Origin of the sequence: Stenotrophomonas panacihumi (assembly GCF_001431645.1) — a bacterium.
In the GTDB taxonomy this organism is placed as follows: domain Bacteria; phylum Pseudomonadota; class Gammaproteobacteria; order Xanthomonadales; family Xanthomonadaceae; genus Stenotrophomonas_A; species Stenotrophomonas_A panacihumi.
In genome coordinates this window covers 1-26249 of record NZ_LLXU01000059.1, presented here as the reverse complement: position 1 = coordinate 26249, position 26249 = coordinate 1, and the positions used below count along the sequence as shown (strand labels likewise).

Below are 26249 nucleotides of genomic sequence, written 5' to 3'. Positions count from 1 at the left end.
GGCGGCGCAGGTTCCGCGCGCGCAGCGGCCACTGCCGCGCCCGCATCCAGCAATCCCGCGCCGCAGCCCTCCGGACACGCCACCGGCATCGGCCGTGCCGTCGCCTTGAGGATGGCTTCGATGCGCGCCGGCGTGAGCGGATGCCGCGCGACCGCCTGCATCAGCGCCACCACGCCCGCCACGTGGGGCGCCGCCATCGAGGTGCCGAACACCGCGCGCTGGTTCGGCTCGATGGGCTCGTTGGGGCCGTTGACGTGGGTGGTCAGGATTTCCTGGCCGGGCGCGGTGAGGTCGACCGAGGGGCCATGGTTGGAGAACGATGCCTTCCCACCGTCGTATTTGCTGGCCGCCACGGTGATCGTGTTCTGGCAGTTGGCCGGATATTCATGGCGCGCATCGCGCGCGCCGTTGCCGGCCGAGGTCACGAACACGGTTCCGCGCGATACCGCGCGGTCGATGGCGGCCTGGAAGCTCGGCGAGCACAGGCCGGTCGTCCCCATCGACATGTTGATGACTTCCGCCGGCGAGGCATTGGCCGGCACGCCCGACACGCTGCCGCCGGAGGCCCAGTCGATCGCGTCGAGGATGTCGGAGATGTACGCGCCGCATTTGCCGCTCACGCGCAACGGAAGCAGCCGGGCGCGGACCCCCACCCCGGCCACGCCCTCGCCGTTGTGGCTGGCGCCGGCGATGCCCGCCACCTGCGTGCCGTGCCAGGAGGAAAAGGTGGACCGCGAATGGGGCCTGCACAGGCCGGCCGGCGCCCAGTCGCCGACGTCGGTGGGATCGGCATCGCGGCCATCGCCGTCGGCGGCGGAGGTCGCATCGCTGAGGAAGTCGTAGCCGGGCAGCAGGTTGGCCGCCAGGTCCGGATGCGGATACACACCGGTGTCGATGATGGCCACGACCACGCCAGCGCCGTCGCTCATGTCCCACGCCGGCTGCACGTTGATGCCGGCGCTGCCGGGCGCCAGTGCCCACTGCAGGGACAGCAGCGGGTCGCTCGGCACCGCCTCCGTCTGCAGGCGCTGGTCGACCTCCACGCGCAGCACCGCGGGGTCGGCGGCGAGTTGGCGCATGAGCGTTTCCGCCTCGACGCGATCCAGCGCACGGCTGGCCTGCACCACGTCCTGGCCCGAGGCGAGCCGGCGCAGCCGCGAGAGCTGCAGCGCGCGACCCCGCCGGACCGGCAGCGCCTTCGCGGCCGCGCGCAGCGGATCATCGCCGCGCATCCGCGCCTGCGCGTCGCCCTCGCGGTAGGTGACGATGAAGCGGTCATGGACGCCGTCGACCAGCGCCTCCACGTGCACCTGGCCGGCCCACGCGGGCGATACGGCCAGCAGGCCGGTGAGGAGCAGGCCGGGGGAACAGAAGGAAGGCAACGGCATGGCAACGTCCTTGCGAAGAAGTGCTTCCTTCGGCGCACCGCGTGCGCGAGCGGAGGAAAGCGTCGCAGGAACGTAGGGCGCGGCGCGGGCATCGGCCACGCGAAAACAGCACGGGGCGCGCGAACTGTGAGGTCGCGAAAACTTCGCGCGATGCGTGCCCGGTTGCGATTGACACGGCGCGGCACGCGCGGCTCTCGATGGCGCTGTCCCCGTCGACAGGCGGGACCGCGACGTGCGGCCCCGCCTGCCTGCTTCAAGGCGTCAGTACGTCGCCGTCAGCGTCACGCCCGAGAACGTCGAGTACGCCTTGACCCGGATGTAGTACGTCCCGGTCGACGGCGCGCTGATCGTGCAGGTCTCGGTATTGCCACTCAGGTACGGCCGGCACGCGTAGGTGGTGTCGGTCGGCGCGCTGCCGAAGCGCACGTACAGGTCGGCGTCGCCACTGCCGCCGGCGATCTTCACCGTCAGCGTGCTGCGGCCCGCCGGCACGGCGATGGCGTAGTTCAACGAGGCGCCGGTGCTGGCCGACAACCCGCTCACCGGCACGCCGCTGGTCAGCGTGGTGCCACCACCGCCGCCACCGCCGCCGCCCTTGGCCGCCGTCACCGCGGCATTCGCGTTGACGATGCCCGCGCCGCAGCCGCCACTGCACGCGCCCGGCAACGGGCTGGCGGTGCTCTTCAGCGTCGCCTCCACGGCGGCGGGCGTCAGCGCGGTGGGCGCCACCGACTGCATCAACGCGACCACGCCGGCCACGTGCGGCGAGGCCATCGAGGTGCCGTTGTAGGAGGCGTAGCTGGCCGAGCCCGGCGTGGTGGTGCCGCTGTTGAGCGTGGAGAGGATGCTCTGGCCCGGCGCGGAGACGTCGATGCCGGTGCCGTAGTTGGAGAAGCTGGCCTTGGCGCCGGCCGAGGTGATGGCCGCCACCGCCACCACGTTGGCGCAGTTGGCCGGCACCGAGCCGGAGACGTTCGCCGCCGAGTTGCCGGCCGCCACCACCACGGTGGTGCCGCGCGAGACGGCGCCGTTGATCGCGTTCTGGTAGGTGCTCGAACAGGTGCCGCTGCCGCCGAGCGACATGTTGATCACTTCGGCCGGGTTGGCATTGGCCGGCACGCCGCTGACGGTGCCGCCGGAGGCCCACACGATGGCGTCGGCGATGTCGGAGGTGTAGCCGCCGCAGCGGCCGAGCACGCGCACCGGCACGACCTTCGCATTGAACGCGGTGCCGGCCACGCCGACGGCGTTGTTGGTGACGGCGGCGATCGTGCCGGCCACGTGGGTGCCGTGCCAGCTGGAGTTGCTCACCGGCGAGCCGCTGTAGCACTCGTTGGCGACGGGATTCCAGTCGCCTTCGTCGGCCGGGTTGGAATCGCGGCCGTCGCCGTCGCGCGAGACGAAGGTGTCGCTGATGAAGTCGTAGCCGGGCAGGATGTTGGCGTTGAGGTCGGCATGGTTGGTGATGCCGGTGTCGATCACCGCCACGACCACGCCGGTGCCGGTGGACTGGTCCCAGGCCGGGCGCACGTTGATGCCGGCGCTGGTGGTGCCGAAGCCCCACTGTTCGGACAGGCGCGGATCGTTCGGGGTGAGGGTCGGGCGCAGCAGCTGGTCGACTTCGACGCTGACGACGTTCGGGTCGGCGGCCAGGCGTCGCATGAGGGTTTCGGCTTCGGCGCGGTCCAGCGGGCGGTCGGCCTTGACCAGCTGCGGGCCGACGGCCAGTCGGCGCACGGAGGCCAGGCCCAGCAGGGTGCCGCCCTTGGCCGGCACCGAGGCGGCGGCCGACCGCAGCGCGGTGCCGAGCGCGTTGGCGCTGGCCAGTTCGGTACTGCCATCGCGATAGGTGACGATGAAGCGCTGGTGGGTCGGCGCGGAGGCCAGGCCGTCCAGGTAGACGTCGCCGGCGAAGGCGGGGAACGCGAGGAGCAGGGAAGTCAGTGCACAGCCCGATACGATCCAGGCACGCGGGTGCACGCGGAGTTGGTCCTTGGACATTGGGTGGTTACCTTCCAGGTCTACGACAGCCGCGGAATGCGGCAATTGACCCCGGCCGGGGACGCAGCATGGAACGTGGATCCGGAACCGGCCGGAGCGCCCGGGCGCCCCTGATCGCCCTGCTGGCAACCTAGCGAAAGACCAGACTCGGCAAAATGGGCGGAACCGGTTTCCTGAGTAACTTCTTTTCCGTTGTGTGACGCGGGGTGTCAATGTTCAGACATGTGGAGACATGAATGGGACAGGCCGGGGGACATTCTTCGGGTTGGTCGGCTTAGAGCGACTGGCTTGGTCGCGCGGCGACCGGGGGGCATGCGCGGGCGGGGGACGCCGAAAGCAGCCATCCATGGCCTCGGGCTCGTGAGGCGACTTCCTGTCGCCACACGCCCCCGCCCGCGCATGCCCCCCGATCGCCCTCCGGCAATTCCACCTCTGATCGAACGTCAAAGGCATGTCCCCCGCCTTTGGGAGAGGGGAAACAAAAAGCCCCGCTTTCGCGGGGCTTTTTGCTTTTCTGGGCCCGCTTCTCAGCGCAGCTTTACCAGCCAGTTGTGGCGGTCCGGGAGGCGGCCGTACTGGATGTCGGTCAGTTCCTTGCGCAGCGACATGGTCACTTCGCCCGCCGGGGCGTTGAGGTCGCCCACCGAGAAGCCTTCGCCCTTCAGTTCGCCGATCGGGGTGATCACCGCGGCGGTGCCGCAGGCGAACACTTCGCTGATCTCGCCCGAGGTGACGCCCTGCTTCCATTCGTCGATGGAGATCTTGCGCTCCTCCACCTTCAGGCCGCGGTCGCGCGCCAACTGCAGGATGCTCTCGCGGGTGATGCCTTCCAGGATGCTGCCCGACAGCGCCGGGGTCACGATCGTGCCGTTCTTGTAGACCAGGAACACGTTCATGCCGCCCAGCTCTTCGATGTACTTGCCCTCGACCGGGTCCAGGAACAACACCTGCGAGCAGCCCTGCGCATAGGCCTTCTGCTGCGGCAGCAGCGAGGCGGCGTAGTTGCCGCCGCACTTGGCCGCACCGGTGCCGCCCTTGGCCGCGCGCGCGTAGTCGGTGGACAGCCAGATCGACACCGGCGCCACGCCCTTGGCGAAGTACGGGCCCGCCGGGCTGGCGATCACGTAGTACGCCGCCTTCTGCGCGGCACGCACGCCGAGGAAGGCTTCGTTGGCGATCATGAAGGGACGGAAGTACAGGCTGTTCTCGCCCACGCCCGACACCCACTCGTGGTCGACGGCCACCAGCTGGCGCAGCGATTCGACGAACAGCTCCACCGGCAGTTCCGGCATCGCCAGGCGGTTGGCCGAACGCTGCAGGCGCTTGCCGTTGGCTTCGGGGCGGAAGGTCCAGATCGAGCCGTCGGCGTGGCGGTAGGCCTTGATGCCTTCGAAGATTTCCTGGCCGTAGTGCAGCACCGCGGCGGCCGGGTCGAGCTGCAGCGGGCCGTAGGGACGTACTTCGGCGCCGTGCCAGCCCTGCTCCTTGTCGTACTCGATCGCGACCATGTGGTCGGTGAAGTGGTTGCCGAAGCCCGGCGCGGCGAGGATGGCCTCGCGCTGCTGCGCGGTGCGCGGCGACGAAGAAGGGGTGACGCGGAAGGCCGTGGACGGCTGGGATGCGGAAGCGGACACCAGAGGATTCCTTGCGGTTTAGCGGATGACAGGGGCGCGCCGGCGGGGGGCGGCGCCAGGGTCCACCGGCCGGCGGACCCTCAAAGCATCCCGGTTTCGAGCCGGGCGGCTTCGGACATCATATGCCGGCCCCACGGCGGATCGAAAACCAGCTCCACGTCCGCCTCGGAGACGGTGGGGATCAGCTCGAGCTTGCTGCGCACGTCGTCGACCAGGATTTCGCCCATGCCGCAGCCCGGCGCGGTGAGGGTCATCTTGACCTCGACCAGCCGCTTGTCGTCTTCGCGGTGCTTCATCGCCACTTCGTAGACCAGGCCCAGGTCGACGATGTTGAACGGGATTTCCGGGTCGAAGCAGGTGCGAAGCTGCTGCCAGACCATGGCCTCGACTTCCTCGTCGCTGGCGTCGGCGGGCAGTTCCAGGCCCGGGGGCGGTTCCTTGCCGATGGCGTCGCCATCCTTGCCGGCGATGCGGAACAGGTTGCCCTCGACGAAGACGGTGTAACTGCCGCCGAGCGCCTGGGTGATGTAGCCGTAGCTGCCGGCGGGCAGGGTCACGGCATCGCCCTGCGGCACCATGATGGCGTCACAGTCGCGTTCGAATTGGACGGGTTCGCTGCTACGGGAATACATGGGAAACAGATGGGGGCGGGCCCGGTGCGGGCAAGTCGTACATTTTAGGGTCTATTTCCATCCCGGCGCAGCGCGGGTACCGGAATGCCGTGTCGCGCGGGTGGCACAGGGGCTGGCGGGCGATGGCGCAGGCCTTATCCTGTAGGCCGATCCCAGGATTTCTCGATGCCTCCCAAGACCGCGTCCGCCAGGACTTCGCACTGGCTCTGGCCCCTGCTCCTGCTGCTGGGATGCGCAACCGCCCTGATCGCCTGGCTGCTGGTGGCCCTGAGCCTGGGCCAGCAGGCGGGCTGGATGGCGATCCTGGTGGCGCTCGAATCGGCGTTCATGTTGCGGCTGGGCACGTTCCGGCCGGGCACGGCGCGGGCGGTGATCGCGGTGGTGGCGACGCTGGGGGTGATCCTGAGCGCGCAGTGGGCGATCGCCTCGGCGCAGATGGGATTCGTGATGGGCCTCGACGTGCTGGCGTCGTGCCTGCGGATGGGGCCGCGGCTGGCGTGGTTGCTGAGTTCGATGGCGAACGGTTGGTTCGACTTGGCTTGTTGGGCCGTTGGGTTGGTGGTGGCTTGGGTGGTGGCGAGATAGCGATCGCTGCGGTTGGCTGTGTCGCCTTACGGTACGGGCACCGCCCTGCCGTATAGGTTCGTCACGGCTCGGGCGAACATCCTGTTCGACTCGCCGCACGCGGGCCATCCATGGCCCGCTGACGCCCCTATACGGCAGGCCGGCGCTAGGCGCGTCAGTGTTCCCACTTCGATAGGGTCACACCGGAGAGTGGGTGGGGAAGAGCAAAGGCAAAGGCAAAAGCCAAAGCCAAAGCCAAAATGCTCGCCTGACCTTCTTTCATTCTTCAGTTCCCATCTTGCCTTTGCTCTTCCGCGTGCGGCTTTGGATGTGGGTGTCCGGTCGTGGGGATTTTGAGGGTCTGCGGGGGCTGGGCCCTTTCGGGACCGTTGGCGACATGGATGTCGCCGACGAGCCCCCAGGGATGGGTTCACGGCGTGTCCCGAAAGGGCCCAGCCCCCGCAGGCCGTGCAACAAACCACAAGCAGCCGATCAACATCGAAGGCCAAAACACACAACGCGCAACACACAAAACAAAAAGGGCGGCCACCGGCCGCCCCACCCAAACCCATCCCTCACTTCACTGGCACCAACACCAGATCCTGGAAATCAAAACTGAAGTCGGTCAAAGGCGACACCGCCTCCATCCTCGCCTCCCGCACCTTCCCATCCGGCGTCAAAGCGAAGGTCAAAAACGCGTCCGCATTGAGCGACCGATCCGCCCACCGCACGAGGAACGTATCGTGCTGCCACGGCGACAGCGTGCCCACCAGCTGCGGCGTCCGCGAGAACCGCACATGCAGCTTCCCGCCTTCCTCGAACACCACTACCTCCCCGTACCACGGGTCGGCATAGGTGCCCGCATAACGCTCGAGCCCCAGCGAAGGCCGCGAAGACTTGTCGCGCGCCGCCTCGTGCCTGGCCCAGCTCTCGTCCGCCTTGCCCTGCGCCTTGGCCACCGCCGCCGCGTAGGCCGCCGTCCAGTCCGTGGCCGGCGCCTGCAGGTACGCATCGAGCACCTGCAACGTGATCGCGTTGAATGCCGCGCCGACTTCCTGGTTCGTCAACACCACCACGCCCAGCTTCTGCGAAGGCAGCAACGTCAGCCGCGACACCATGCCCGGCCACCCACCCGTGTGCCACACGAGCCGCTGCCCGCGATACGAACTCAGGCTCCAGCCCTCGCCGTAACCGGCGAACTCCGGCTTTGCCACCGCCAGCTCCGGCACCGAAGGCTCGGGAATCGGCACCGGCGTGATCACCGACCACATCTCCTGCTGCCGTGCCTCGCTGAAAAGCGGCTTGCCATCCGGCAAACGTCCACCCGCCAGCTGCACGTTCATCCACTTCGCCATGTCCTCCACGCTGGCGTAAATGCCGCCGGCGCCGGAGTTGTTGGCCCAGGTCAACGGCGCCACCGGCCGCAACTGGGTGAAGTCGTACTTCGCGTGGCCCGTCGCCGGCATGTCGCCCGGCTGCAGGTGGTCGGCATTGAAGCGCGCGCCGCGCATCCCGACCGGCTCGAAGATGCGCTTGCGCAGGAAATCCGCATACGACTGCCCGGACACCTGCTCGATCACCTGCTGCGCCACCGCGTAGAGGATGTTGTCGTAGGCGTAGCGATCACGGAAACCGCCCTTCAACGGCACCTTCGCCAGCCGTGCCACCACCTCGTCGGTGCTGTACGTCGTCGCCGGCCAGTACAGCAGGTCGCCCGCGCCCAGGCTCAGGCCGCTGCGATGCGCCAGCAGGTCGCGGATGCGCATCTCGCCGGTGACATACGGGTCGGACATGCGGAACGACGGCAGGTGGTCCACCACCCGGTCGTCGAGATTGAGCTTGCCTTCGTCGGCCAGGATCGACAGCGACGCCGCCGTGAAGGCCTTGGTGTTGGACGCGATGGCGAACTGCGTGCGCGCATCCACCGCGCCCGGCTTGCCCTGCTCGCGCACGCCATAGCCGCGCGCCAGCACCACCTGCCCATCCTTGACGATGGCCACGGCGATGCCGGGGATATCGAACTGTTCGCGCACCCGCTCCACCCGGGCGTCGAAATCCTGCAACTGCGCCGGCATTGCCTGCGCCTGCGTTTCCACTGCTGCGAGCAACATCACGCCTCCCCAGAACCACTTGTTCAACCGCGTTCTCCCATGAGCCTGTTTCAGGAAATTGAAGCCAGCGGCCGTGGCGCCACCAGCACGCCATTGCCGTCCGCGTACAGCCAGTGGCCAGGCACGAAGGCCACGCCGGCGAAGTTCACCGCCACGTCGATATCACCCAGCCCCCGCTTCTCGGTCTTGCGCGGGCAGGCGCCCAGCGCGAGCACGCCCAGCGACAGGGTGGCGAGGATCTCCACGTCGCGCACGCCGCCGTGGATCAGCAGGCCGGACCAGCCGTTGGCCACTGCATGGGCGGCGATCTGGTCGCCCAGCAGCGCATGCCGCAGCGAGCCCTGGCCATCGACCACCATCACCCGCCCCTGCCCCGGCGTGGCGGCCAGCTCGCGCACCCGCGAGTTGTCCTCGAAGCAGCGCACCGTGACGATCGCGCCTGAGAACCGCGCCTGCCCGCCGAAGTGGCGGAACAGCGGCTCGGCGACGAGTACGTCCGGGTGCTGGTCGCACAGGTCGGGGGTGGTCCAGGCAGCCGGCGCGTTCATCTCGCTTCCTCCGGGGTTTCGCGCGATGGTAACGCGCGCCCGGCCAGTCTCGCCCCCGTCCTTTTGTATTAGCCCGTCGTCCCCGCCCGAGGAGCCGGCCATGTCCGCGCCCGCCGATACCCGCGCCACGCTCATTCCCTGCCTGCGCTACCGCGACGCCCATGCCGCCATCGACTGGCTGTGCCGGGCCTTCGGGTTTGAACGCCACGCCGTGTACGAGCACGAGGGCATCGTGATGCATGCCCAGCTGGTGTACGGCAACGGCATGGTGATGCTCGGCTCGGTGGACGGGATCAGCGAGTGGGGCAAGCTGATCGTGCAGCCCGACGAGGTCGGCGGCCGCGAGACGCAGAGCGCCTGCGTGATCGTCGCCGACGCCGACGACCACCATGCCGGCGCCGTGGCGGCCGGGGCACGGGTGGTCATCCCGCTGGCCGACCAGGGCTATGGCGGCCGCGGCTATGCCTGCCGCGACCTGGAAGGCCACCTGTGGTGGTTCGGCGATTACGACCCGTGGCGGGAGACATGACCGAAGGTGGCGTGAGCGTGCACGCCGGCGCTGGCACACTGTCCGCCCGTTCCCGCCGGCCCGTGCCATGACCGACCTGTTCTCCGCCCCCGCGCCCGCGCTCGACGGCATCCACGTCGGCATCGGCGGCTGGGTGTTCGCGCCCTGGCGCGGCGGCATGTTCTATCCCGAAGGCCTGGTGCAGCGGCGCGAGCTCGAATACGCAAGCCGCCAGCTCACCGCCATCGAGATCAACGGCACGTATTACGGCGAGCAGAAGCCGGCGACCTACGCCAAGTGGCGCGACGAGGTACCGGAAGGCTTCGTGTTCTCCGCCAAGGCGCCCAAGCGCATCACCCAGTCGCGCAAGCTCGCCGGCACGCGCGGCCAGGTGGAAGGCTTCGTGGAGGGCATCGTCGAACTCGGCCGCGCACTCGGCCCGCTGGTGTGGCAGTTCGCCGATGGCAAGAAGATGGAACGCGAGGACTTCGCCGCGTTCCTGGAGCTGCTGCCCAAGCAGGCGCAAGGCCGGAAGCTGCGCCATGTGGTGGAGATCCGCGACCCGGCGTTCGTGGATGCCGAGCTGATGGCGCTGGTGCGCCAGCACAACGTGGCCACGGTGTTCACCGATTCGGAGGATTACCCCTCCTTCGCCGACCTCGGCGCGGACTTCGTCTACGCGCGGCTGATGCGCAGCCAGGCACGCCTGACCCAGGGCTACCCGGCGCCGGCGATGGCGCAGTGGGCCCAGCGCGTGCAGGCCTGGCGTCGTGGCGAGGACGTGGCCGAGCTGCCGCATGTGGCCGACCCGCTGCCGAAGGGCAAGCCGCGCGAGGTGTACCTGTTCTTCATCAGCGCGGCGAAGGAACGCAACCCGGCCGCGGCGATGGCGTTAATGCGGGCACTGGCGGGATAGGCGACAACCGCGCCTGCAAAGGGCCCCCGAAACCGTCGACAATAGCGACCCGCCCCCACCTCCCCCGCTCCATGCGCAAGGCGCTGCTGCAAATCCATTTCTGCGTCCTGCTGTGGGGCGTCACCGCCATCCTCGGCAAGCTGATCTCGCTCCCCGCCCTGCCTTTGGTGTGGTGGCGCATGCTGTTCGTGGTGATCGCGCTGGCCCTGCTGCCGCGCGTCTGGCGCGGGCTGCGCGCGCTTTCCCCGCGCCTGCTGCTGGCCTATGCCGGCGTCGGCGCGCTGGTCGCGCTGCATTGGCTCACGTTCTACGGGGCGATCAAGCTGGCCAACGCTTCGGTGGCCGCCACCTGCATCGCGCTGGCGCCGGCCTTCACGTCCATCGTCGAGCCCTGGGTGGCGCGGCGGCCGTTCCAGTGGCGCGAACTGCTGTTCGGCTTGGCGGTTTTGCCCGGCGTGGCGCTGGTCGCCGGCGGCGTGCCGGACGGCATGCGCGCGGGCGTGGCGGTTGGCGCCGCCTCGGCGTTGCTGGTGGCGGTGTTCGGCTCGTTCAACAAGCGGCTGGTCGACCACGCCGATCCGCTCACCGTCACCGCCGTCGAACTCGGCGCCGGCACGCTGGTGCTGACCGCGCTGGCACCGCTGCTGCCGTTCGTGCTGCCGGTGCTGGGCGACACCTCGTGGGTGGTGCCGAACCTGCGCGACACCTTCCTGCTGCTGCTCCTGGCGCTGGCCTGCACGCTGCTGCCGTTCGCGCTGGCACTGGTGGCGCTGCGAAAGCTCAGCGCCTACAGCGTGCAGCTGATCACCAACCTGGAGCCGGTCTACGCCATCGTGCTGGCGGCGCTGCTGCTGGGCGAGCAACGCGAGCTGAGCCCGCAGTTCTACCTGGGCGTGGCGATCATCCTGGCGGCGGTGTTCGTGCACCCGCTGCTGCAGCGCCGGCGCGGGCCGGTGCGGCATCCCGAGCTGCTCGGCACCGCCGAGGAGAAATCGGTGGTGGACTGAGCGGCGCGGCCGCTCAGGCGTAGGCCGGGACGATCTCCGATACCACCACGCGGTCGCGGCCGTCGCGCTTGGCCTGGTACAGCGCCTGGTCGGCACGCTTGAGGCACTGGTCCGGGCTCTCGCCCGCCTGCAGCTGGGCCACGCCGATGCTCACCGTCACCGGCAGGTTGATGGGCAGCAGCGCGATCTCCTGGCGCAGGAACTCGCACTGCAGGCGCGCCGGCTCCGTGGGTGCACCCGGCAGCAGCATCACGAACTCCTCGCCGCCCAGGCGCGCGATCATCCCGCGCCCGGCGATGTGCGCGCGCAGGAGCCCGGCCAGCGCCACCAGCACTTCGTCGCCCTGGTCGTGGCCGTGCAGGTCGTTGATGGTCTTGAAGTGGTCGATGTCGATGATCGCCACCGACAGCGGCAACCCGCCGCCATCCTCGCGCGCCAGCTCGGCGGCCAGCGCCACCGCGAAGGCGCGCCGGTTGGGCAGGCCGGTGAGCACGTCGGTGCGGGTCTGCTCGGTGAGGTCGGCGTTCAACGTTTCCAGCGACTCGGAATACTGCGCCAACTGCTCCTCGTACCAGTCACGTTCGCGCAGCTGCTTGTCCAGCGCATGGGCGACGCGACGCAGCTCCATCAGGTGCGACGCCTGGCGGGACAGCGCTTCCAGCGCATGACGCTGCTCGTCGTTGAGGATGGCCGGCGTGTCGTCGAACACGCACAGCGTGCCCAACGCCTCGCCTTCGCTGCCCAGCAGCGGCGCACCGGCGTAGAAACGCACATGCGGGTTGCCGGTGACGTACGGATTGCCGAGGAAGCGCGCATCGGCTTCCGCGTTCTCGACGGTGAACAGCTGGTTCGGGGTGAGGATGGCGTGCGCGCAGAAGGCGAACTCACGCGGCGTTTCGGTGGCGCCCATGCCCTTGCGGGCCTTGAACCACTGCCGGTCCTCGTCGATCAGCGTGACCGCGCCCATCTGGGTGCCGCAGATCGTGGTCGCGATCTCCACCAGGTCATCGAAGGCCTGTTCCGGTGGGGTATCCAGGATCTGGTACCGCCTCAGCGCCTCCAGGCGCGCCGCTTCGTCCTTGGGTTTTTCCGGTCTGATCATCCGCCACGCTCTCCCCGCTGCTTGCGACCAGAGTATGCACAAGCGCGGGCACAAACGTCAGCGTACGGTCATTGAACCGCGACGCTTGTCAGAACTCGCTGCGCTGCGGCAACAGGCCCCGCAGTTCCTGGTCGGTGAGGTTGCGCCATTGGCCCGGCTTGAGCGCTCCGATCTTGATGTTGTCGATGCGCACGCGGCGCAGCTGGGTGACCCGGTAGCCGAAGGCGGCGGCCATCAGGCGGATCTGCCGGTTCAAGCCCTGCTCCAGGGTGATGCGGAAGCCGAACTTGGCGATGCGCGAGGTCTTGCACGGCAGGGTCTGCTCGCCGTGGATGCGCACGCCGCGGGCCATGCCGCGCAGGAACTCGTCGGTGACCGGCTGGTTCACGGCCACCAGGTATTCCTTCTGGTGGCGGTTCTCGGCGCGCAGGATCTCGTTGACGATATCGCCGTTGCTGGTCAGCAGGATCAGGCCTTCCGAATCCTTGTCCAGGCGGCCGACGGGGAAGATGCGCTGCTCGTGGCCGACGAACTCGACGATGTTGCCCTTCACCGAACTTTCGGTGGTGCAGGTGATGCCGACCGGCTTGTTCAGCGCGATATAGACATGCCGGCGCGCGCCGGGCTTCTTCGCGCTGCGGGTGCGCAGCGGCTGGCCGTCGACCAGCACGGTATCGCCCTCGCCCACGACCGCACCGGTGCCGGCCACGATGCCGTTGACGGTGACGCGGCGCTCGCCGATCAGGCGGTCGGCCTCGCGGCGGGAACAGAAGCCGGTCTCGGCGATGTGCTTGTTGAGGCGGGTAGTGGTCGGCGCGTCGGTCATGGCGGCGTGGGATGGCGGAACCCCGGCCGGAGCCGGGGTTCGGGGGACGGGATCAGAAGCTGCGCGGACCCTTGGGCTTGTGCGGCGGCTTGCCATGCGGCTTGTCGAAGCCCTTGTTCGGGCCGTTCTTGCGCGGGCCCGGTCCGTCCTTGCGGGCGAACTTCGGCTTGAATGCCTTCGGCGCGGAGGCCTCGTCGCCTTCCACCTTGCGCATCTGGAGCTGCTGGCCGGACACCCAGACCTTCTTCAGGTGCTGCAGCAGTTCGCGCGGCATGTCGGCCGGCAGGTCGAGCACCGAGTAGTCGTCATGGATGTCGATGCGGCCGATGTAGCGGCTTTCCAGGCCCGCCTCGTTGGCGATGGCGCCGACGATGTTGGCCGGCTTCACGCCGTGCTGGTGGCCCACCTCGATGCGGTAGGTCTCCATGCCGAACTCGGGCTCGCCACGCGGGGCGATGTCCTTGCGGCGCGGACGCTCTTCGCCTTCCTGGGCACGCGGCCCACGGGCCATGCGCTCCTCGGCGTCGTTGAAGCGCGGTGCACGCTCGCCGTCTTCATGGCGCGGGGCACGCTCGAAACGCGGCTCGAAGCGCGGACGCTCGCCACGTTCCGGACGCTCGCCGCGCTCGAAACGGCCATTGCCTTCACGCGGGGCGGCGCGTTCCGGGCGGGCCGACGCGGCCAGCAGGAACGGGCTGTCGCCCTGCAGCAGCTTGGCCAGCGCGGCGGCGATGTCGATCGCCGGCACGTTCTGCTCGCCTTCGTAGCGCTGCAGCAGCTCGCGGTAGAACTCGATGTCGCCCTCGCCCAGCGCGTCGCCGATGCGGCCGAGGAACTTGGCCACGCGGGTGTCGTTGACGGCCTGCACGCTCGGCAGCTGCATCTCTTCGATCGGCTGGCGGGTGGCGCGCTCGATCGCGCGCAGCATGCCCTTCTCGCGCGGGGTGACGAACAGGATCGCCTCGCCGCTGCGGCCGGCGCGGCCGGTGCGGCCGATGCGGTGGACGTAGCTTTCGGTGTCGTACGGGATGTCGTAGTTCAGCACGTGGCTGATGCGCTCCACGTCCAGGCCGCGCGCGGCCACGTCGGTGGCCACGAGGATGTCGAGCTTGCCTTCCTTGAGCTGGCCGATGGTGCGCTCGCGCTGGGCCTGCTGCATGTCGCCGTTGATGGCGGCGGCGGCCAGGCCGCGGGCCTGCAGCTTCTGCGCCAGTTCCTCGGTGCCGGCCTTGGTGCGGGCGAAGATGATCATGCCGTCGAACGGCTCGACCTCGAGGATGCGGGTCAGCGCATCGAGCTTGTGCAGCCCGCTCACCCACCAGTAGCGCTGGCGGATGTTGGCCGAGGTGGTGGTCTTGGCCGCGATGGTGACTTCGGCCGGCTCGTGCAGGTAGGTCTGCGCGATGCGGCGGATCTGCGGCGGCATGGTGGCCGAGAACAGCGCCACCTGGCGCGACTCGGGCAGCTTCTTCAGCACCGCCTCGACGTCGTCGATGAAGCCCATGCGCAGCATTTCATCGGCTTCGTCCAGCACCAGCGTCTTGAGCTCGGACAGGTCCAGGGTGCCGCGGTCGAGGTGGTCGATCACGCGGCCCGGGGTGCCGACCACGACATGCACGCCGCGCTTGAGCGCGGCCAGCTGCTGGCCGTAGGGCTGGCCGCCGTACACCGGCAGCACGCGGAAGCCGGGGATGGCGGCGGCATAGCGCTGGAACGCCTCGGCGACCTGGATGGCCAGCTCGCGGGTCGGCGCCAGCACCAGGGCCTGCGGCTTGGTCTGCGAGAGATCGGCGTTGGACAGCACCGGCAGCGCGAAGGCCGCGGTCTTGCCGGTACCGGTCTGGGCCTGGCCGAGCACGTCACGGCCGGACAGCATCGCCGGGATGGTGGCGGCCTGGATCGGCGAAGGCGACTCGTAGCCAACCTCGGCCACTGCCTGCATCACGGCGTTCGAGAGGCCGAGATCTGCGAACAGCAGCGGCGCGGGGGATTCTTCTGACATGGGGGACTCCGGAGGCGGCACCGCCGCGAACGGGCGGGCGCAAAGGGGGCATATTGTGCGCCCTGGCGGGCCTGCTGTCGAAAAGTCGCCCGGGCTCCCGTTCAGGTGTAAGGATTGGCGGCCGCCGGCGAATCATCTGGTGACATGACCCGGACCCCGCTCCCGATGGCCGATTCCACCGCTACCGCCCCCGGAAAAGCCGCTTCCCGCCCCGACGCCGGGCGCGAGGCCTTCGCCGCCCTGCTGCAGCGCCACCGCGGCCTGCTGGCCAAGGTGGTGGGCACCTACGCCTGGGAGGCGCCGGACCGCGAGGACCTCGGCCAGGAGATCGCCGCCCAGCTCTGGCGCGCATGGCCGTCCTACGACCGGGCGCGCCCGGTGACGACCTGGATGTACCGCATCGCGCTGAACGTGGCGATCACCTGGGTGCGCGGCCACAGCCGCGAGCTGCGCCACCACGAGGCCTGGGACGCCGAACGCCACGACATCGCCGACCCGCTCGCGCACGACCCCGAGGCCGGCCAGCAGGTCGAGCTGCTGTACCGCTTCATCCACGCCCTGCCCCCGCTCGACCGCGCGCTGATGCTGCTTTACCTGGAGGACCACAGCCATCGCGAGATCGGCGAGGTGCTCGGCATCAGCGAAGCCAACGCGGCCACCAAGATCAGCCGGCTCAAGCAACGCATCCGACAGGAACTGTGAAGGACACGACCATGGAACTCGACGAACTCAAACTCGCCTGGCAGCAGCTGGGCCAGCGCATGGAAAAGCAGCAGTCGCTGCAGCTGGAACTGCTGCGCGAGCGCAAGCGCGACCGCATGCGCTCCAGCCTGCGCCCGCTGTTCTGGGGGCAGATGCTGCAGGTGGCGTTCGGCATCGCGCTGATTCTGCTGGGCGTGGCGTGCTGGACCCGCAACCCGGCGCCGGGCGGCTACTTCATCGCCGGCGTGCTGGTGCACGCCTTCGGCGCGGCGACCGCGGCGGCCGGCGGCATCATGAGCGGGCTGATCGGCAGCCTGGACTGGTCCGCGCCGGTGATGGCGATCCAGAAGCGGCTGGCGGTGATGCGGCGCTTCTACATCGCCGCGGGCATCGCGGTGGGCTGGCCGTGGTGGGTGATGTGGCTGCCGGTGGTGATCACCGTGGCCGGGCTGGACCCGCGCCATGCCGGCGCGACGGTGACCCCGGCGTGGGTCTGGTGGAGCCTGGCCATCGGCGTGGCGGGCCTGCTGGCGACCTGGCTGTTCTACCGCTGGGCGCGCAACCCGGTGCGCCCGGAACTGGCGCGGCGCATGGAGGCCAGCATCACCGGGACCGGGCTGCGCCGGGCGCAGGCGCTGGCCGATGAGCTGCAGGCGTTCGAGGACGCATAGAATCCGCACCCTGCCTTCTTCTTGCGAACCGCCATGCAGATCCTCGAATTCGAACTGGACCGCGAACACGTCGAACTCAACCAGCTGCTGAAGCTGGCCGGGCTGGCCGACAGCGGCGGCATGGGCAAGGCGATCGTGGCCAGCGGCGCGGTGACGGTGGATGGCGAGGTGGAACTGCGCAAGACGGCGAAGATCCGCGCCGGGCAGGTGGTGAGGATCGAGGATGTCGAGATCCGCGTGGTGGCGCTGTAGGCGCGCCTACCGCGGCGAGAACCGCGAGAACCCCGACCCGCGCTCGCGCTGGGTCAGGTGCGCGGCAATCGCCTGCCGGAACGGCGCCACCTTCGAGGCGACGCGCAAGGCCGCATCGCGTAGCAGCCGCGCCGGCAGGCGGTCGTCGGTATACAGGCCGGCGATGGCATGGGTCGCTTCGTACAGCGGCCGCGTCGCACGTCGATGCGCGCGATCGTAGGCCGAAAGCACCGGCGCGGCGGCGAAATCCCGCCCCGCCGACACCGCTTCGAGAATCCCGCGCGCCAACCACGCCTGCCCCTGCAGGCCGAAGTTGAAGCCATGCGCGGTCACCGGATGCATGCCCACGGCCGCATCGCCGATCAATGCCGCGCCCGGTGCGCAGAACCGGTCGGCATACACGCCCACCAGCGGATACGCATGCCGGCTACCTTCCTGGCGCATGTGGCCCAGGCGGTATTCGAAGCATTCGCTCACCGCCGCGCCGAAATCGTCCTCGTCCATCGCCAGCAGTTCGGCCACGCGCGCCGGCGCCAGTGTCAGCACCGCGCCGGCCCGGTTTCCCTGCAGCGGCAGCAGCGCCATCGTGCGGCCGTGGCCGAACCACTCCCACGCCGCGCCGTGGTGCGGGAATTCGTGCGACATCCGGCACACCAGCATGGTCTTGCCGAAGTCGCGAGTGCGCGCGCCGATGCCGAGCAGGCGACGCACCGCGGAGAACCGGCTGTCGGCAGCCACCACCAGCCGCGCGGATACCGTCGGCTCGCCGCCGCCCAGCGCCAGGTGGGTGATCGCCCCTTCGCGATGCAGGCCGGTGACGCTGGCGCCATCGACCAGGCGCAGGCCGGCCTGCCCGGCCACCGCGTCCCACGCGGCCTCGCGGATGCGCTGGTTCGGCACCAGCCAGCCCAGCTCGCCGCCATCGCTCGGCGGGGCGAAATCCAGCGCGAACGGCGAGCCGCCGTTCATCACCTTGGCCTGCTTCAGCGGCGCGATGTCTTCCGGGGCGAAGCGCGCCCACAGGCCGAGTTGCTCCAGCAGCTGGCGCGAGGCATGGGTCAGCGCGATCTCGCGGCCGTCGAAGGCCGGCTCGGCGAGGGACTGGCGCGGCTGCTGTTCGATCAACGCCAGCGACAGCCCGCTGCCGGCCAGCGAACGCGCGAACGACAGCCCGACCGGGCCCGCGCCGACAATGGCGATATCCACCTGCTGCATGGCCACTCCGTAGCTTGGAATGGCCGCAGTCTAGTCCGGCGCGCGTAACGCGCCGTTGATCCGGATCAACCCGCGCCGGCCAGCAAAGGCCACAGCACCATCACGATGCCGGCCATCGACACCAGCCACACCAGGCTGCGGATGTACGGGATGCCGGCGGCATACAGCGGGATGTAGACCACGCGCGCCCAGAAATACAGCTGCGCACCGAGCGCGGTATGCGCATCGGCACGCTGCGCGAGTACCACCGCGAGCACGGCGGCGGCGAAGAACGCGAAGGTTTCCAGGAAGTTGTGGAACGCGCGTTCCAGCCGCGCGGCCACGCCTGTGAGCGGCGCGGGCGTGCCGTCGCGGGCACTGGCATTCCACTTCGTGCCGCGCTGGGCGGTCATCGTCGCCGAGGCCAGCAGCAGCTGGACGATGCCCAGCACCACGGCCCAGGCCAGCATGCGGATTTCGATGCTCATCTCGCGCTCCGGTTTACTTGGCGTCGGGCAGGCTGTAGCCGGCCAGGCGCCACACCTTGTCTTCGTCCAGGCGGAAGGACACCAGCTCGCGCACCGGCTGCGGCGCATTGGCGAAGCGGGTCGGGAAGCTGACGTTGACGTACAGGCCTTCGGGCACCGAGGCGCCGGCGTTGTAGCGCACGCGCGTCACCGCGGCCTGGCCGCGGCCGGCCACCGCGCCCAGGCGCTTGCGCTGCGCGCCGATCTGGTTGGCGAAGTTCTCGCGCGTCACCGCGCGCTTGGCGACCACCGAGGCGCCGTCCCACAGCTGCGGCAGCTGGCCGGCATCGACCATCTGCAGCACCTTCTGCGCGGCCTGGATCATCTCCGCGTTCTGCTTGGCCAGTTCGGCCTGCTGCGCGGGGGTGAGCGCGGGCTGGCCCGGCTGGGCGGCCGGTGCCGGGCGCGGCGCGGGAGTAGCGGGACGCGGCGTGGCCGTCTGCTGGGCCAGCGACGTGAGCGGCGCGGCGGCCAGGAACAGGCACATCACAACGGAGGCATGACGCATGGCGGTTCGTTCCCTGAGGTCGCCGCGATTGGCGCGAAGGAGTCTACGACAGCACTCGGGCATCGGCATTCACGATTATTCACCGGCCACCGAGGGCACCGTGCGGTTGCGCCACAGCCGCCAGCTCACCCAGAACGCGCGCGCCGTAGCGGCCAGCAACACGAGCAGGCTCAACCAGGTGGCCAGCGTCGCCAGCCAGTGCCAGGACATGCCGACCGCGGCCCAGCGCAGCAACTCGGCCAGCAGGAAACCGCCGGCGACCCACAGCACGGGTGGCAGGTAGGCAAAGATGATGCCGCGGGTCTTTCCCAGCATGACGCCCTCCTCGTCGTGCGAGGACTATCCGGCGCCGCCGGTGCGGCCGGCGTGAAGCCGCTCGGAGCCGCTCAGAGCCGGGCGGTGGCGTCCGGTCGCGGGGCGGGCGGCACCAGCGCGGCGGCGTCGTTTTCGGCCAGCGGGCTCTCTTCCGGGCAGCGCTCGTCCGGGAAGCCATAGCGCTGCTTGAGCGACTGGCCGCAGGCGTTCACCGCCTCCAGGTCCGCGCCGACCGGCTTGCACGCCTGGTCGAACGCGACGAGGAAGGCGTCCTTGCGGCGCACGAAGTCATCGCCGCACTTGCGCATCTGGCGGATGCGCTCCAGGTCGTCCTGCACGGCGTTGGTGCCGTCCAGGCCGTACTCCTTCAGTTCTTCGGGCGTGAGCAGGCGCAGGCCGCGGTTGGGCACGGTCATCATGAGGTCGGCGGCGGCCACGGCCACGCCGTTGCGCTCCAGGTAATCCTTCACGTTGCCGTAGACCTCGTGCAGTTCGCGGTTGAGTTCCGCGCGCGAAGTGGCCTTGGAGCTGATGCGCATCATGCGGTGGATGCCGACCTTGCCGGCGATCAACCGGTTGTCGCCGGCGGCGAGCACGAATACGCAAGCGCTGTGGCAGATCGAACCTTCGCGCACCCAGATCGTCCAGTTCGCTTCGCCGATGGCATCGCCAGCGCGGATCGCCGCTTCCACCTGGCCGCCGCTGGAATCCAGGTCGAGGATGCGCCGGTGCAGGTCGAGCTCGTCGGCCACGGCCGCCAGCCGCCACGCCAGTTCGGCGAAGCCGGCGTCGATCTTGCCCTCGTAGCGCACGCGCAGCAGCCCGGTGTCGCGGCACGGCCACAGCGCGGTGCGCACGCTGTCGCGGTCGAGCGCGGGCAGCGGCGTGCCGTCGCCGGCTTCGGCGGTGTAATCGGTGGCGCAGCTGATGAGCGCCCGGCCCAACCCGAGCTGGGCATCGGCCCATGGCGCGTTCGGATCCTCGCGCACCGGGCGCGCCGGTACCGGCGCGGCGGCGGCGGCTTCGGCGCTGTCGATGGAGACGAGATGGTCGCCATCGTTGGCCGAGCGCTGCAGGCCACCTGGGGTGCTGTCGGCGCTGGTCGTCCCGGGCGGTTGGCCGCCACAGGCGGACAACAACAGGCAACAGGCGAGCGACCAGGACAGCTCGGGCATGGCGATGCGGTGTGCGGCGTGGGAAGGCCTTCAGTCTAGGCGCAAGCGGCGCGCGTTCCGACCCCGCGGATGAATCGGCGCCCAACCCGGCCGACCCCGCCTGCCCGCGCCTTCCGCATACCTGTCCGAAAACGGCCAGTCCCGCCCGTCCCCGGGGTCTAGACTGCGCCCATGTCATCGCACTCGCCCCTGCCGGATACCGAAGCCTGCGAACGCGCCCGCCTCGCCCGCGACGCGCGTTTCGATGGTGTCTTCTTCACCGCCGTGCGCAGCACCGGCATCTATTGCCGGCCGGTGTGCCCGGCGCCGGCGCCGAAGCCGCGCAACGTCACCTACTACGCCAGCGCGGCGGCGGCGAGCGCGGCCGGCTATCGCCCGTGCCTGCGCTGCCGCCCGGAGCTCTCGCCGCAGGCGCAGCGCCCGGCCGGCGACGAGGCCGTGCAGCGCGCGCTCGCGTTGATCGGCGAAGGCACGCTGCAGGAAGAAAGCGTGGAAGCGCTGGCCGAACACGTGGGCCTGGGCGCGCGCCAGCTGCAGCGGCGCTTCCTGCAGCAGCTCGGCGCCACGCCGGCGCAGGTGCACTCGACGCGCCGCCTGCTGCTGGCCAAGCAGCTGCTCACCGAAACCGCGCTGCCGGTGACGCAGGTCGCGCTCGCGGCCGGCTTCAACAGCCTGCGCCGCTTTAACGCCGCGTTCCTGGAAGGTTGCGGCATGCCGCCCACCGCGCTGCGCCGGCAACGCGAGGAAGTGGCCGGTGGCGAACTGGTACTGCGCCTGGGTTATCGACCGCCGCTGGATGTCGCCACGATGCTCGGCTTCCTGCGCCGTCGCGCGATTCCCGGCCTGGAGCGCATCGACGACCACGGCTACACCCGCGTGGTCGGTCCGCCGGACGCCTCCACGCTGGTCCACGTGCAGGCCGCGCCGCAGCGCCCGGAGCTGCTGCTGCGCATCGGCCAGACCGACCCGCGCGCGATTCCCGACATCGTGCGCCGCGTGCGCCGGCTGTTCGACCTGGATGCCGACCTGCAGGCCGTGCACGACACGCTTTCGCACGAACCGCTGCTGGCCACCGCCATCGCGCGCCGGCCCGGCCTGCGCGTGCCGGGGGGTTGGGACGGCTTCGAGACGGCGGTGCGCGCCATCCTCGGCCAGCAGGTCAGCGTGGCCGGCGCCACGACGCTCGCCGCGCGCCTGGTCGAACGCCATGGCGGCCACCGCGAAGGCATGCCCGCCGGGCTGGACCGCGTGTTCCCCACGCCGCAACAGCTCTTCGACGCGCCGCTGGAAACCCTGGGCCTGCCGCGCAGCCGCGCCGCCACGCTGCGCGCCCTCGCCACCGCCACGCTGGACGGCCGCGTGCATTTCGGCGCCGGCCAGCGCCTGGACGACTTCGTCGCGCAATGCACCGCCCTGCCCGGCATCGGACGCTGGACCGCGCACTACATCGCCATGCGCGCGCTCGGCCTGCCCGATGCGTTCCCGGCCGGCGACCTGATCCTGCAACAGGTGCTCGGTGCGCCGGGCCGGCTCACCGAACGCCAGACCGAGGCGCGCTCGCAAGCGTGGCGTCCCTGGCGTGGCTACGCAGTGCTGCTGCTGTGGCACCTGGCCGACGACATGAAGAAGGAGGAAGCCGCATGACCCCGCTCCATTACGACCGCTTCGACAGCCCCATCGGCCCGCTCACCGTCGCCGCCGACGCACGCGGCGTGCGCCACATCCTGTTCGCCGAGAACCGCCACGACGCGCGCGGCCGCGAGCACTGGCAGCACGCCCCGGACGATGCGCTGGTGGCCGAAGCCCGCACGCAGCTGCTGGATTACCTCGCCGGCCGCCGCGTCGATTTCGACCTGCCGCTGCAGCCGCAGGGCACCGCGTTCCAATGCGAGGTGTGGCACACGCTGGCACAGATTCCCTTCGGCGATACGTGGACGTATGCGCAGCTCGCCGCGCGCGTCGGCAAACCCACCGCGATGCGCGCGGTCGGCGCGGCCAACGGGCGCAACCCGCTGCCGATCGTGCTGCCCTGTCATCGCGTGATCGGCGCGGACGGCTCGCTCACGGGTTTCGGCGGCGGCCTGCCGACCAAGCTGGCGCTGCTGCGCCTGGAAGGCGCCCGCGCGGTGGCCACGATGCAGGAAGCCGTTCTGTTCGCGCATTGAGGGGCGAACCGCCAGATTGTGTCGCCGGCGGGTCATCGTACGGGCCTAGAATGACCCGATGACCCGCCTCTCCCTCGCCCCCACGGCGCTGCTGGCGCTGCTGCTGGCCGCCTGCTCCACCTCGCCCGCCCCGTCTCCCACGCCGACTGCCGCCGCCGCGCGGCCGCAGTTGCTGCTGGTTTCCATCGATGGCTTGCGCGCCGACGCGCTGGACTGGGGCATCACGCCCCACCTCTCGGCGCTGGCCGCGCAGGGCGTGCGCGCGCAGTGGATGAATCCCTCCTACCCCGCGCTGACGTTCCCGAACCACTACACGCTGGTCACCGGCCTGCGCCCGGACCATCACGGCATCGTCCACAACAGCATGGACGACACCGAACTGGGCGGCTTCAAGGTCAGCAAGATCGAAGCGGTAGGCGACAGCCGCTGGTGGGGCGGCGAGCCGATCTGGGTGGGCGCGGAGAAGGCCGGGCTGCATGCGGCGACGTGGTCGTGGCCGGGCAGCGAGGCGGCCATCGGCGGCGTGCGGCCGACGCACTGGAAACAGTACGACGCGCACGTGCCGCCGCCGCAACGCGCGCGCGAGGTCGGCGACTGGCTGGAAGACCGCCGCCCGCCGCTGTCGCTGGTGACGCTGTACTTCGACCAGGTGGACAAGGCCGGGCACGACCAGGGCCCGCAATCGCCCGAGTACCGGCAAGCCATCACCAGCGTGGACGCGGCGATCGGCGAGCTCGTCGCCCGCTTGAAGCGCGACCATCGGCTGGACCACACCGACATCGTCATCGTTTCCGACCACGGCATGGCCACCGTGCCGCCGCGGCAGGTGCTGGCGGTGGAGGACATGGTGCCGATGTCGGAAGCGAAGGTGGTGTCGATCGGGCAGTCGGTCGGCATCGCGCCGTTGCCGGGCCAGGAACAGGCCGCCGAGAAGCGCCTGCTCGGCGCGCATGCCGATTACGACTGCTGGCGCCGCGGCGAACTGCCGGCGCGCTGGCATTACGGCACGCATCCGCGCGTGCCGCCGATCATCTGCCAGATGCACGAAGGCTGGGATGCCCTGCCCGCCGACGAGGTCGACGCGCGCCATGCCGGCCATGTCCGCGGCTCGCACGGCTACGACCCGGCACTGCCGTCGATGCGCGCGGTGTTCATCGCGCATGGCCCGAGTTTCGCGCGCGGCGTGACGCTGCCGCCGTTCGACAACGTCGATGTGTATCCGCTGCTCGCGCATCTGCTCGGCATCACCGCCGCGCCAAACGACGGCGATCCGCGCACGCTGCAACCGGCGCTGCGCGCACCGGCCGCCGCACCGTGATGGGTGAAAGGACGCTTCGCGGCGCCATGGCATCATGGCGCTGATGCGGGATTCCACCCACCCCTTGTTGTCCGGCGAAGGCTGGCGACGACGCTTGGCCCTGTGGGGCGGCGCGGTCGCCGTGGCGCTGGTGGCGATCGTGTTCGCCAAGGCCAGCGATGCGGCTTTTGCGCTCTTCCAGCGTTGCGCGGCGCTCGCGCCGTGGTCGGTGTGGCTGCTCACGCCCGGCGTGTTCGGCCTGCTCGCCTGGGCAACGCACGGCGTGCTGCGACCCACGCGCGGCAGCGGTATTCCGCAGGTGATCGCCGCGCTCGACACGCCTGACGAGGAATTCCGCCAGCGCAATCTTTCGCTGCGCGTGTCCGCCGGCAAGCTGCTGCTCACCACGCTCTCGCTGCTCGGCGGCGCTTCGGTGGGCCGCGAAGGGCCGACCGTGCACGTCGGCGCCAGCCTGATGTACGTCATCGGTCGCCGCTTCGGCTTCAACGACCCGCGCGAACTGGGCCACTTCCTGCTCGCCGGCGGCGCGGCCGGTATCGCGGCGGCGTTCAACACGCCGCTGGCCGGCGTGGTGTTCGCGATCGAGGAATTGAGCGGGCGCTTCGAGCATCGTTTCTCCGGCACGCTGCTGACCGCGGTGATCGTCGGCGGCGTGGTCTCGCTCGGCCTGCTCGGCAACTACACGTATTTCGGCAAGGTGCCGGCAGGCCTGCCACTTGGGCAGGCATGGCTGGCGATTCCGCTGTGCGCGGTGGTCGGCGGCCTGGCCGGTGGCATTTTCAGCCGCATGGTGCTGGCGACGGCCGCCGGCAAGCCACGCTGGCTTGGGCAGCTGCGGCAACGGCATCCGGTCATGCTGGCGGTGTTGTGCGGCCTGGCGCTGGTCGGCCTGGCCAGCCTGTTCGGCGCCGGCGCGTTCGGCACCGGCTACGAGCAGGCGCGCGGGCTGGTGCAGGGCCACCCGGGCGTGGGCCACGAATTCGGCGTCATGAAGCTATTCGCCAACCTGGTGTCGTACGTGGCGGGCATTCCCGGCGGCTTGTTCTCGCCGGCGCTGGCGGTCGGCGCGGGCATCGGCCACAACCTCGCCGCGCTGATGCCTGGCGTGGACCCGCGCACCTTCGTGCTGCTGGGCATGTGCGCCTATCTCACCGGCGTGACGCAGGCGCCGCTCACCTCGGCGGTGATCTCGCTGGAACTCACCGACAGCGGCGACCTGCTGCTGCCGATCCTGGCCACCGTGCTGTTCGCCCGGGCGATGTCCGGGCTGGTGTGCCGGGTGCCGATCTACCGCGGCCTGGCCGACCTGCTGGTGAAACCCGCCGCGCCCTGAACGGGCCACGCGGGCATAAAAAAACGCGGCGCAAGCGCCGCGTTCTTCATCGCCGAAGCGGGCTGGATCAGCCGGCCTTCGCGACCGTCTTCTTGGCCACGGCCTTCTTCGCCGCAGTCTTGGCCACGGTCTTCTTGGCGACCGGCGCGGCAGCGCCCACGGCCACCTTGCTCACGCCATGACGGCGCGAATTGCCGTAGCTGGCGTTGTAGCGCTTGCCCTTGGCGGTCTTGCGGTCACCCTTACCCATGATCGTCAACTCCTGAATGTGATTGCGTGATGCCCGTGCGTCAGGCACGGATCCGGCGCGGTGCCGCCCAGCGGCCCTCGCGCGAGGCCGGCAAGCCTACCACGACGCCCCTCAGTGCGCGCAGCTCGCATCGTGAACATGCCCGTGGGTGAGGCGCAGGTTCACCAGGTGCGCGATGCCCACCAGCGTGCCGCCGAGCGTCATCACCACTGCGTGCGGCACCAGCGAATGGTGCAGCGGGTCGTAGAGCAGGCCGGTCCACAGCAGGGTCAGGCCGGGCAGCAGCAGGCCGAGCGCACGCCAGGCGCGATGGCGGCGATAACCCAGCACCAGGCTGAACAGGCCGAGCATCGTCACGAACACCACGACCGCGCGCTCGACACCATCGCCCATCCAGACCGACAGGCCCAGCGAAGGGGCCAGCGCCAGCACCATCGGCAGCACGGCGCAGTGGATCGCGCACAGCAGCGAACCGCCGGCGCCGAAGCGGTCGAGGAAAGCTCGCAGGGGAGAGGGTCGCGCCATGACTTCCAGCAGGGTACGCAGCGGGGACTGGAATAATATAACATTTCCGCAAGCCGCTCCTCCCCTCCCCCCGCT

The 26249-nt window shown here is 70.0% G+C and carries 26 protein-coding genes and 1 pseudogene; 11 read left to right on the top strand and 16 right to left on the bottom strand.

Going from position 1 to position 26249, the window contains the following annotated elements; translation table 11 throughout:
• From ARC20_RS05935 to sufT, 4 genes are all read right to left on the bottom strand, one after another.
• Nucleotides 1–1388: S8 family peptidase (locus ARC20_RS05935; protein WP_057645785.1), on the bottom strand; the 1388-nt coding region annotated here is incomplete at its 3' end.
• Nucleotides 1389–1649: 261 nt separating this feature from the next.
• Nucleotides 1650–3389, bottom strand: coding sequence for a S8 family peptidase (locus ARC20_RS05930; protein WP_057645783.1), 1740 nt, complete (start codon nucleotides 3387–3389; stop codon nucleotides 1650–1652).
• A 527-nt stretch (nucleotides 3390–3916) separates the two neighbouring features.
• Nucleotides 3917–5023 carry a branched-chain amino acid aminotransferase gene (locus tag ARC20_RS05925; protein WP_057645781.1) on the bottom strand — a complete coding sequence of 369 codons (1107 nt, stop codon included), beginning with the start codon at nucleotides 5021–5023 and terminating at the stop codon, nucleotides 3917–3919.
• A gap of 80 nt (nucleotides 5024–5103) precedes the next feature.
• Nucleotides 5104–5655 (bottom strand): putative Fe-S cluster assembly protein SufT, encoded by a 552-nt coding sequence (gene sufT, locus ARC20_RS05920; protein WP_057645778.1) that lies wholly within the window; start codon nucleotides 5653–5655, stop codon nucleotides 5104–5106.
• A 165-nt stretch (nucleotides 5656–5820) separates the two neighbouring features.
• On the opposite strand from sufT, the gene ARC20_RS05915 reads away from it, so the two are divergent.
• Nucleotides 5821–6240: a hypothetical protein gene (locus ARC20_RS05915; protein ID WP_057645776.1), complete on the top strand. Its 420-nt coding sequence runs from the start codon at nucleotides 5821–5823 to the stop codon at nucleotides 6238–6240.
• A gap of 554 nt (nucleotides 6241–6794) precedes the next feature.
• Here ARC20_RS05915 and ARC20_RS05910 read toward each other — a convergent pair.
• Together ARC20_RS05910 and rraA are read right to left on the bottom strand one after the other, a co-directional pair.
• Nucleotides 6795–8330 (bottom strand): serine hydrolase, encoded by a 1536-nt coding sequence (locus tag ARC20_RS05910; protein WP_057645790.1) that lies wholly within the window; start codon nucleotides 8328–8330, stop codon nucleotides 6795–6797.
• Between the two features lie 50 nt (nucleotides 8331–8380).
• Entirely contained in the window at nucleotides 8381–8878 is a 498-nt protein-coding gene (rraA, locus tag ARC20_RS05905; protein ID WP_057645774.1) for a ribonuclease E activity regulator RraA, read from the bottom strand.
• 100 nt (nucleotides 8879–8978) lie between these two features.
• Between rraA and ARC20_RS05900 the strand changes: the two genes are divergently transcribed.
• From ARC20_RS05900 to ARC20_RS05890, 3 genes are all read left to right on the top strand, one after another.
• On the top strand, nucleotides 8979–9407 hold the full coding sequence (locus ARC20_RS05900; protein ID WP_057645772.1) for a VOC family protein: 429 nt from the start codon (nucleotides 8979–8981) through the stop codon (nucleotides 9405–9407).
• A gap of 67 nt (nucleotides 9408–9474) precedes the next feature.
• Complete coding sequence (locus tag ARC20_RS05895; RefSeq protein ID WP_057645770.1) at nucleotides 9475–10302, top strand: DUF72 domain-containing protein; 828 nt, start codon at nucleotides 9475–9477, stop codon at nucleotides 10300–10302.
• A gap of 71 nt (nucleotides 10303–10373) precedes the next feature.
• Nucleotides 10374–11309 carry a DMT family transporter gene (locus tag ARC20_RS05890; protein WP_057645768.1) on the top strand — a complete coding sequence of 312 codons (936 nt, stop codon included), beginning with the start codon at nucleotides 10374–10376 and terminating at the stop codon, nucleotides 11307–11309.
• Between the two features lie 13 nt (nucleotides 11310–11322).
• Here the strand turns inward: ARC20_RS05890 and ARC20_RS05885 are convergent, their stop codons facing one another.
• The 3 genes from ARC20_RS05885 to ARC20_RS05875 all read right to left on the bottom strand — a co-directional run bounded on the left by ARC20_RS05885 (nucleotide 11323) and on the right by ARC20_RS05875 (nucleotide 15239).
• A complete protein-coding gene (locus ARC20_RS05885) occupies nucleotides 11323–12411 on the bottom strand; it encodes a GGDEF domain-containing protein (RefSeq protein WP_057645767.1) in 1089 nt (362 codons plus the stop codon).
• 88 nt (nucleotides 12412–12499) lie between these two features.
• Nucleotides 12500–13237 carry a pseudouridine synthase gene (locus ARC20_RS05880; RefSeq protein ID WP_057645764.1) on the bottom strand — a complete coding sequence of 246 codons (738 nt, stop codon included), beginning with the start codon at nucleotides 13235–13237 and terminating at the stop codon, nucleotides 12500–12502.
• A gap of 52 nt (nucleotides 13238–13289) precedes the next feature.
• A complete protein-coding gene (locus tag ARC20_RS05875; RefSeq protein ID WP_057645762.1) occupies nucleotides 13290–15239 on the bottom strand; it encodes a DEAD/DEAH box helicase in 1950 nt (649 codons plus the stop codon).
• A 264-nt stretch (nucleotides 15240–15503) separates the two neighbouring features.
• On the opposite strand from ARC20_RS05875, the gene ARC20_RS05870 reads away from it, so the two are divergent.
• From ARC20_RS05870 to ARC20_RS05860, 3 genes are read left to right on the top strand one after another with little or no spacing between them, the layout of a single operon-like run.
• Nucleotides 15504–15941, top strand: a complete 438-nt coding sequence (locus tag ARC20_RS05870; protein ID WP_425478505.1) for an RNA polymerase sigma factor — start codon at nucleotides 15504–15506, stop codon at nucleotides 15939–15941.
• A gap of 11 nt (nucleotides 15942–15952) precedes the next feature.
• Nucleotides 15953–16612: a serine/threonine protein kinase gene (locus ARC20_RS05865; protein ID WP_146165854.1), complete on the top strand. Its 660-nt coding sequence runs from the start codon at nucleotides 15953–15955 to the stop codon at nucleotides 16610–16612.
• Nucleotides 16613–16645: 33 nt separating this feature from the next.
• Nucleotides 16646–16864 carry an RNA-binding S4 domain-containing protein gene (locus tag ARC20_RS05860; RefSeq protein WP_057645758.1) on the top strand — a complete coding sequence of 73 codons (219 nt, stop codon included), beginning with the start codon at nucleotides 16646–16648 and terminating at the stop codon, nucleotides 16862–16864.
• 6 nt (nucleotides 16865–16870) lie between these two features.
• Here ARC20_RS05860 and ubiM read toward each other — a convergent pair whose 3' ends face one another.
• The 5 genes and pseudogenes from ubiM to ARC20_RS05835 form a co-directional block, all read right to left on the bottom strand.
• Complete coding sequence (ubiM, locus tag ARC20_RS05855) at nucleotides 16871–18079, bottom strand: 5-demethoxyubiquinol-8 5-hydroxylase UbiM (RefSeq protein ID WP_057645756.1); 1209 nt, start codon at nucleotides 18077–18079, stop codon at nucleotides 16871–16873.
• A 65-nt stretch (nucleotides 18080–18144) separates the two neighbouring features.
• Nucleotides 18145–18546 carry an MAPEG family protein gene (locus tag ARC20_RS05850; RefSeq protein ID WP_057645755.1) on the bottom strand — a complete coding sequence of 134 codons (402 nt, stop codon included), beginning with the start codon at nucleotides 18544–18546 and terminating at the stop codon, nucleotides 18145–18147.
• Between the two features lie 13 nt (nucleotides 18547–18559).
• Nucleotides 18560–19093: a DUF4019 domain-containing protein gene (locus tag ARC20_RS05845; protein ID WP_057645753.1), complete on the bottom strand. Its 534-nt coding sequence runs from the start codon at nucleotides 19091–19093 to the stop codon at nucleotides 18560–18562.
• A gap of 75 nt (nucleotides 19094–19168) precedes the next feature.
• Nucleotides 19169–19408: a hypothetical protein gene (locus ARC20_RS05840; protein WP_057645751.1), complete on the bottom strand. Its 240-nt coding sequence runs from the start codon at nucleotides 19406–19408 to the stop codon at nucleotides 19169–19171.
• A 98-nt stretch (nucleotides 19409–19506) separates the two neighbouring features.
• Nucleotides 19507–20583 (bottom strand): annotated as a pseudogene (locus ARC20_RS05835) (COG3904 family protein); the annotation flags it as partial.
• 171 nt (nucleotides 20584–20754) lie between these two features.
• On the opposite strand from ARC20_RS05835, the gene ARC20_RS05830 reads away from it, so the two are divergent.
• Genes ARC20_RS05830 through ARC20_RS05815 form a run of 4 tightly spaced genes read left to right on the top strand, consistent with a single transcriptional unit; the run spans nucleotide 20755 to nucleotide 25399 of the window.
• Complete coding sequence (locus tag ARC20_RS05830; RefSeq protein WP_057645749.1) at nucleotides 20755–22227, top strand: DNA-3-methyladenine glycosylase 2; 1473 nt, start codon at nucleotides 20755–20757, stop codon at nucleotides 22225–22227.
• Complete coding sequence (locus tag ARC20_RS05825) at nucleotides 22224–22748, top strand: methylated-DNA--[protein]-cysteine S-methyltransferase (protein WP_057645746.1); 525 nt, start codon at nucleotides 22224–22226, stop codon at nucleotides 22746–22748. Before ARC20_RS05830 ends, ARC20_RS05825 begins: the two co-directional genes overlap by 4 nt.
• A gap of 58 nt (nucleotides 22749–22806) precedes the next feature.
• On the top strand, nucleotides 22807–24066 hold the full coding sequence (locus ARC20_RS05820; RefSeq protein WP_057645743.1) for an alkaline phosphatase family protein: 1260 nt from the start codon (nucleotides 22807–22809) through the stop codon (nucleotides 24064–24066).
• Between the two features lie 43 nt (nucleotides 24067–24109).
• The gene (locus tag ARC20_RS05815; protein ID WP_237642511.1) at nucleotides 24110–25399 is read left to right on the top strand and encodes a chloride channel protein; all 1290 of its coding nucleotides are present in this window, start codon (nucleotides 24110–24112) and stop codon (nucleotides 25397–25399) included.
• 67 nt (nucleotides 25400–25466) lie between these two features.
• Here the strand turns inward: ARC20_RS05815 and ARC20_RS05810 are convergent, their stop codons facing one another.
• Both ARC20_RS05810 and ARC20_RS05805 read right to left on the bottom strand, forming a co-directional pair.
• Nucleotides 25467–25649 carry a 30S ribosomal protein THX gene (locus ARC20_RS05810; RefSeq protein ID WP_057645735.1) on the bottom strand — a complete coding sequence of 61 codons (183 nt, stop codon included), beginning with the start codon at nucleotides 25647–25649 and terminating at the stop codon, nucleotides 25467–25469.
• A 111-nt stretch (nucleotides 25650–25760) separates the two neighbouring features.
• Nucleotides 25761–26174, bottom strand: coding sequence for a MerC domain-containing protein (locus tag ARC20_RS05805; RefSeq protein WP_057645731.1), 414 nt, complete (start codon nucleotides 26172–26174; stop codon nucleotides 25761–25763).
• Nucleotides 26175–26249: the final 75 nt, after the last annotated feature.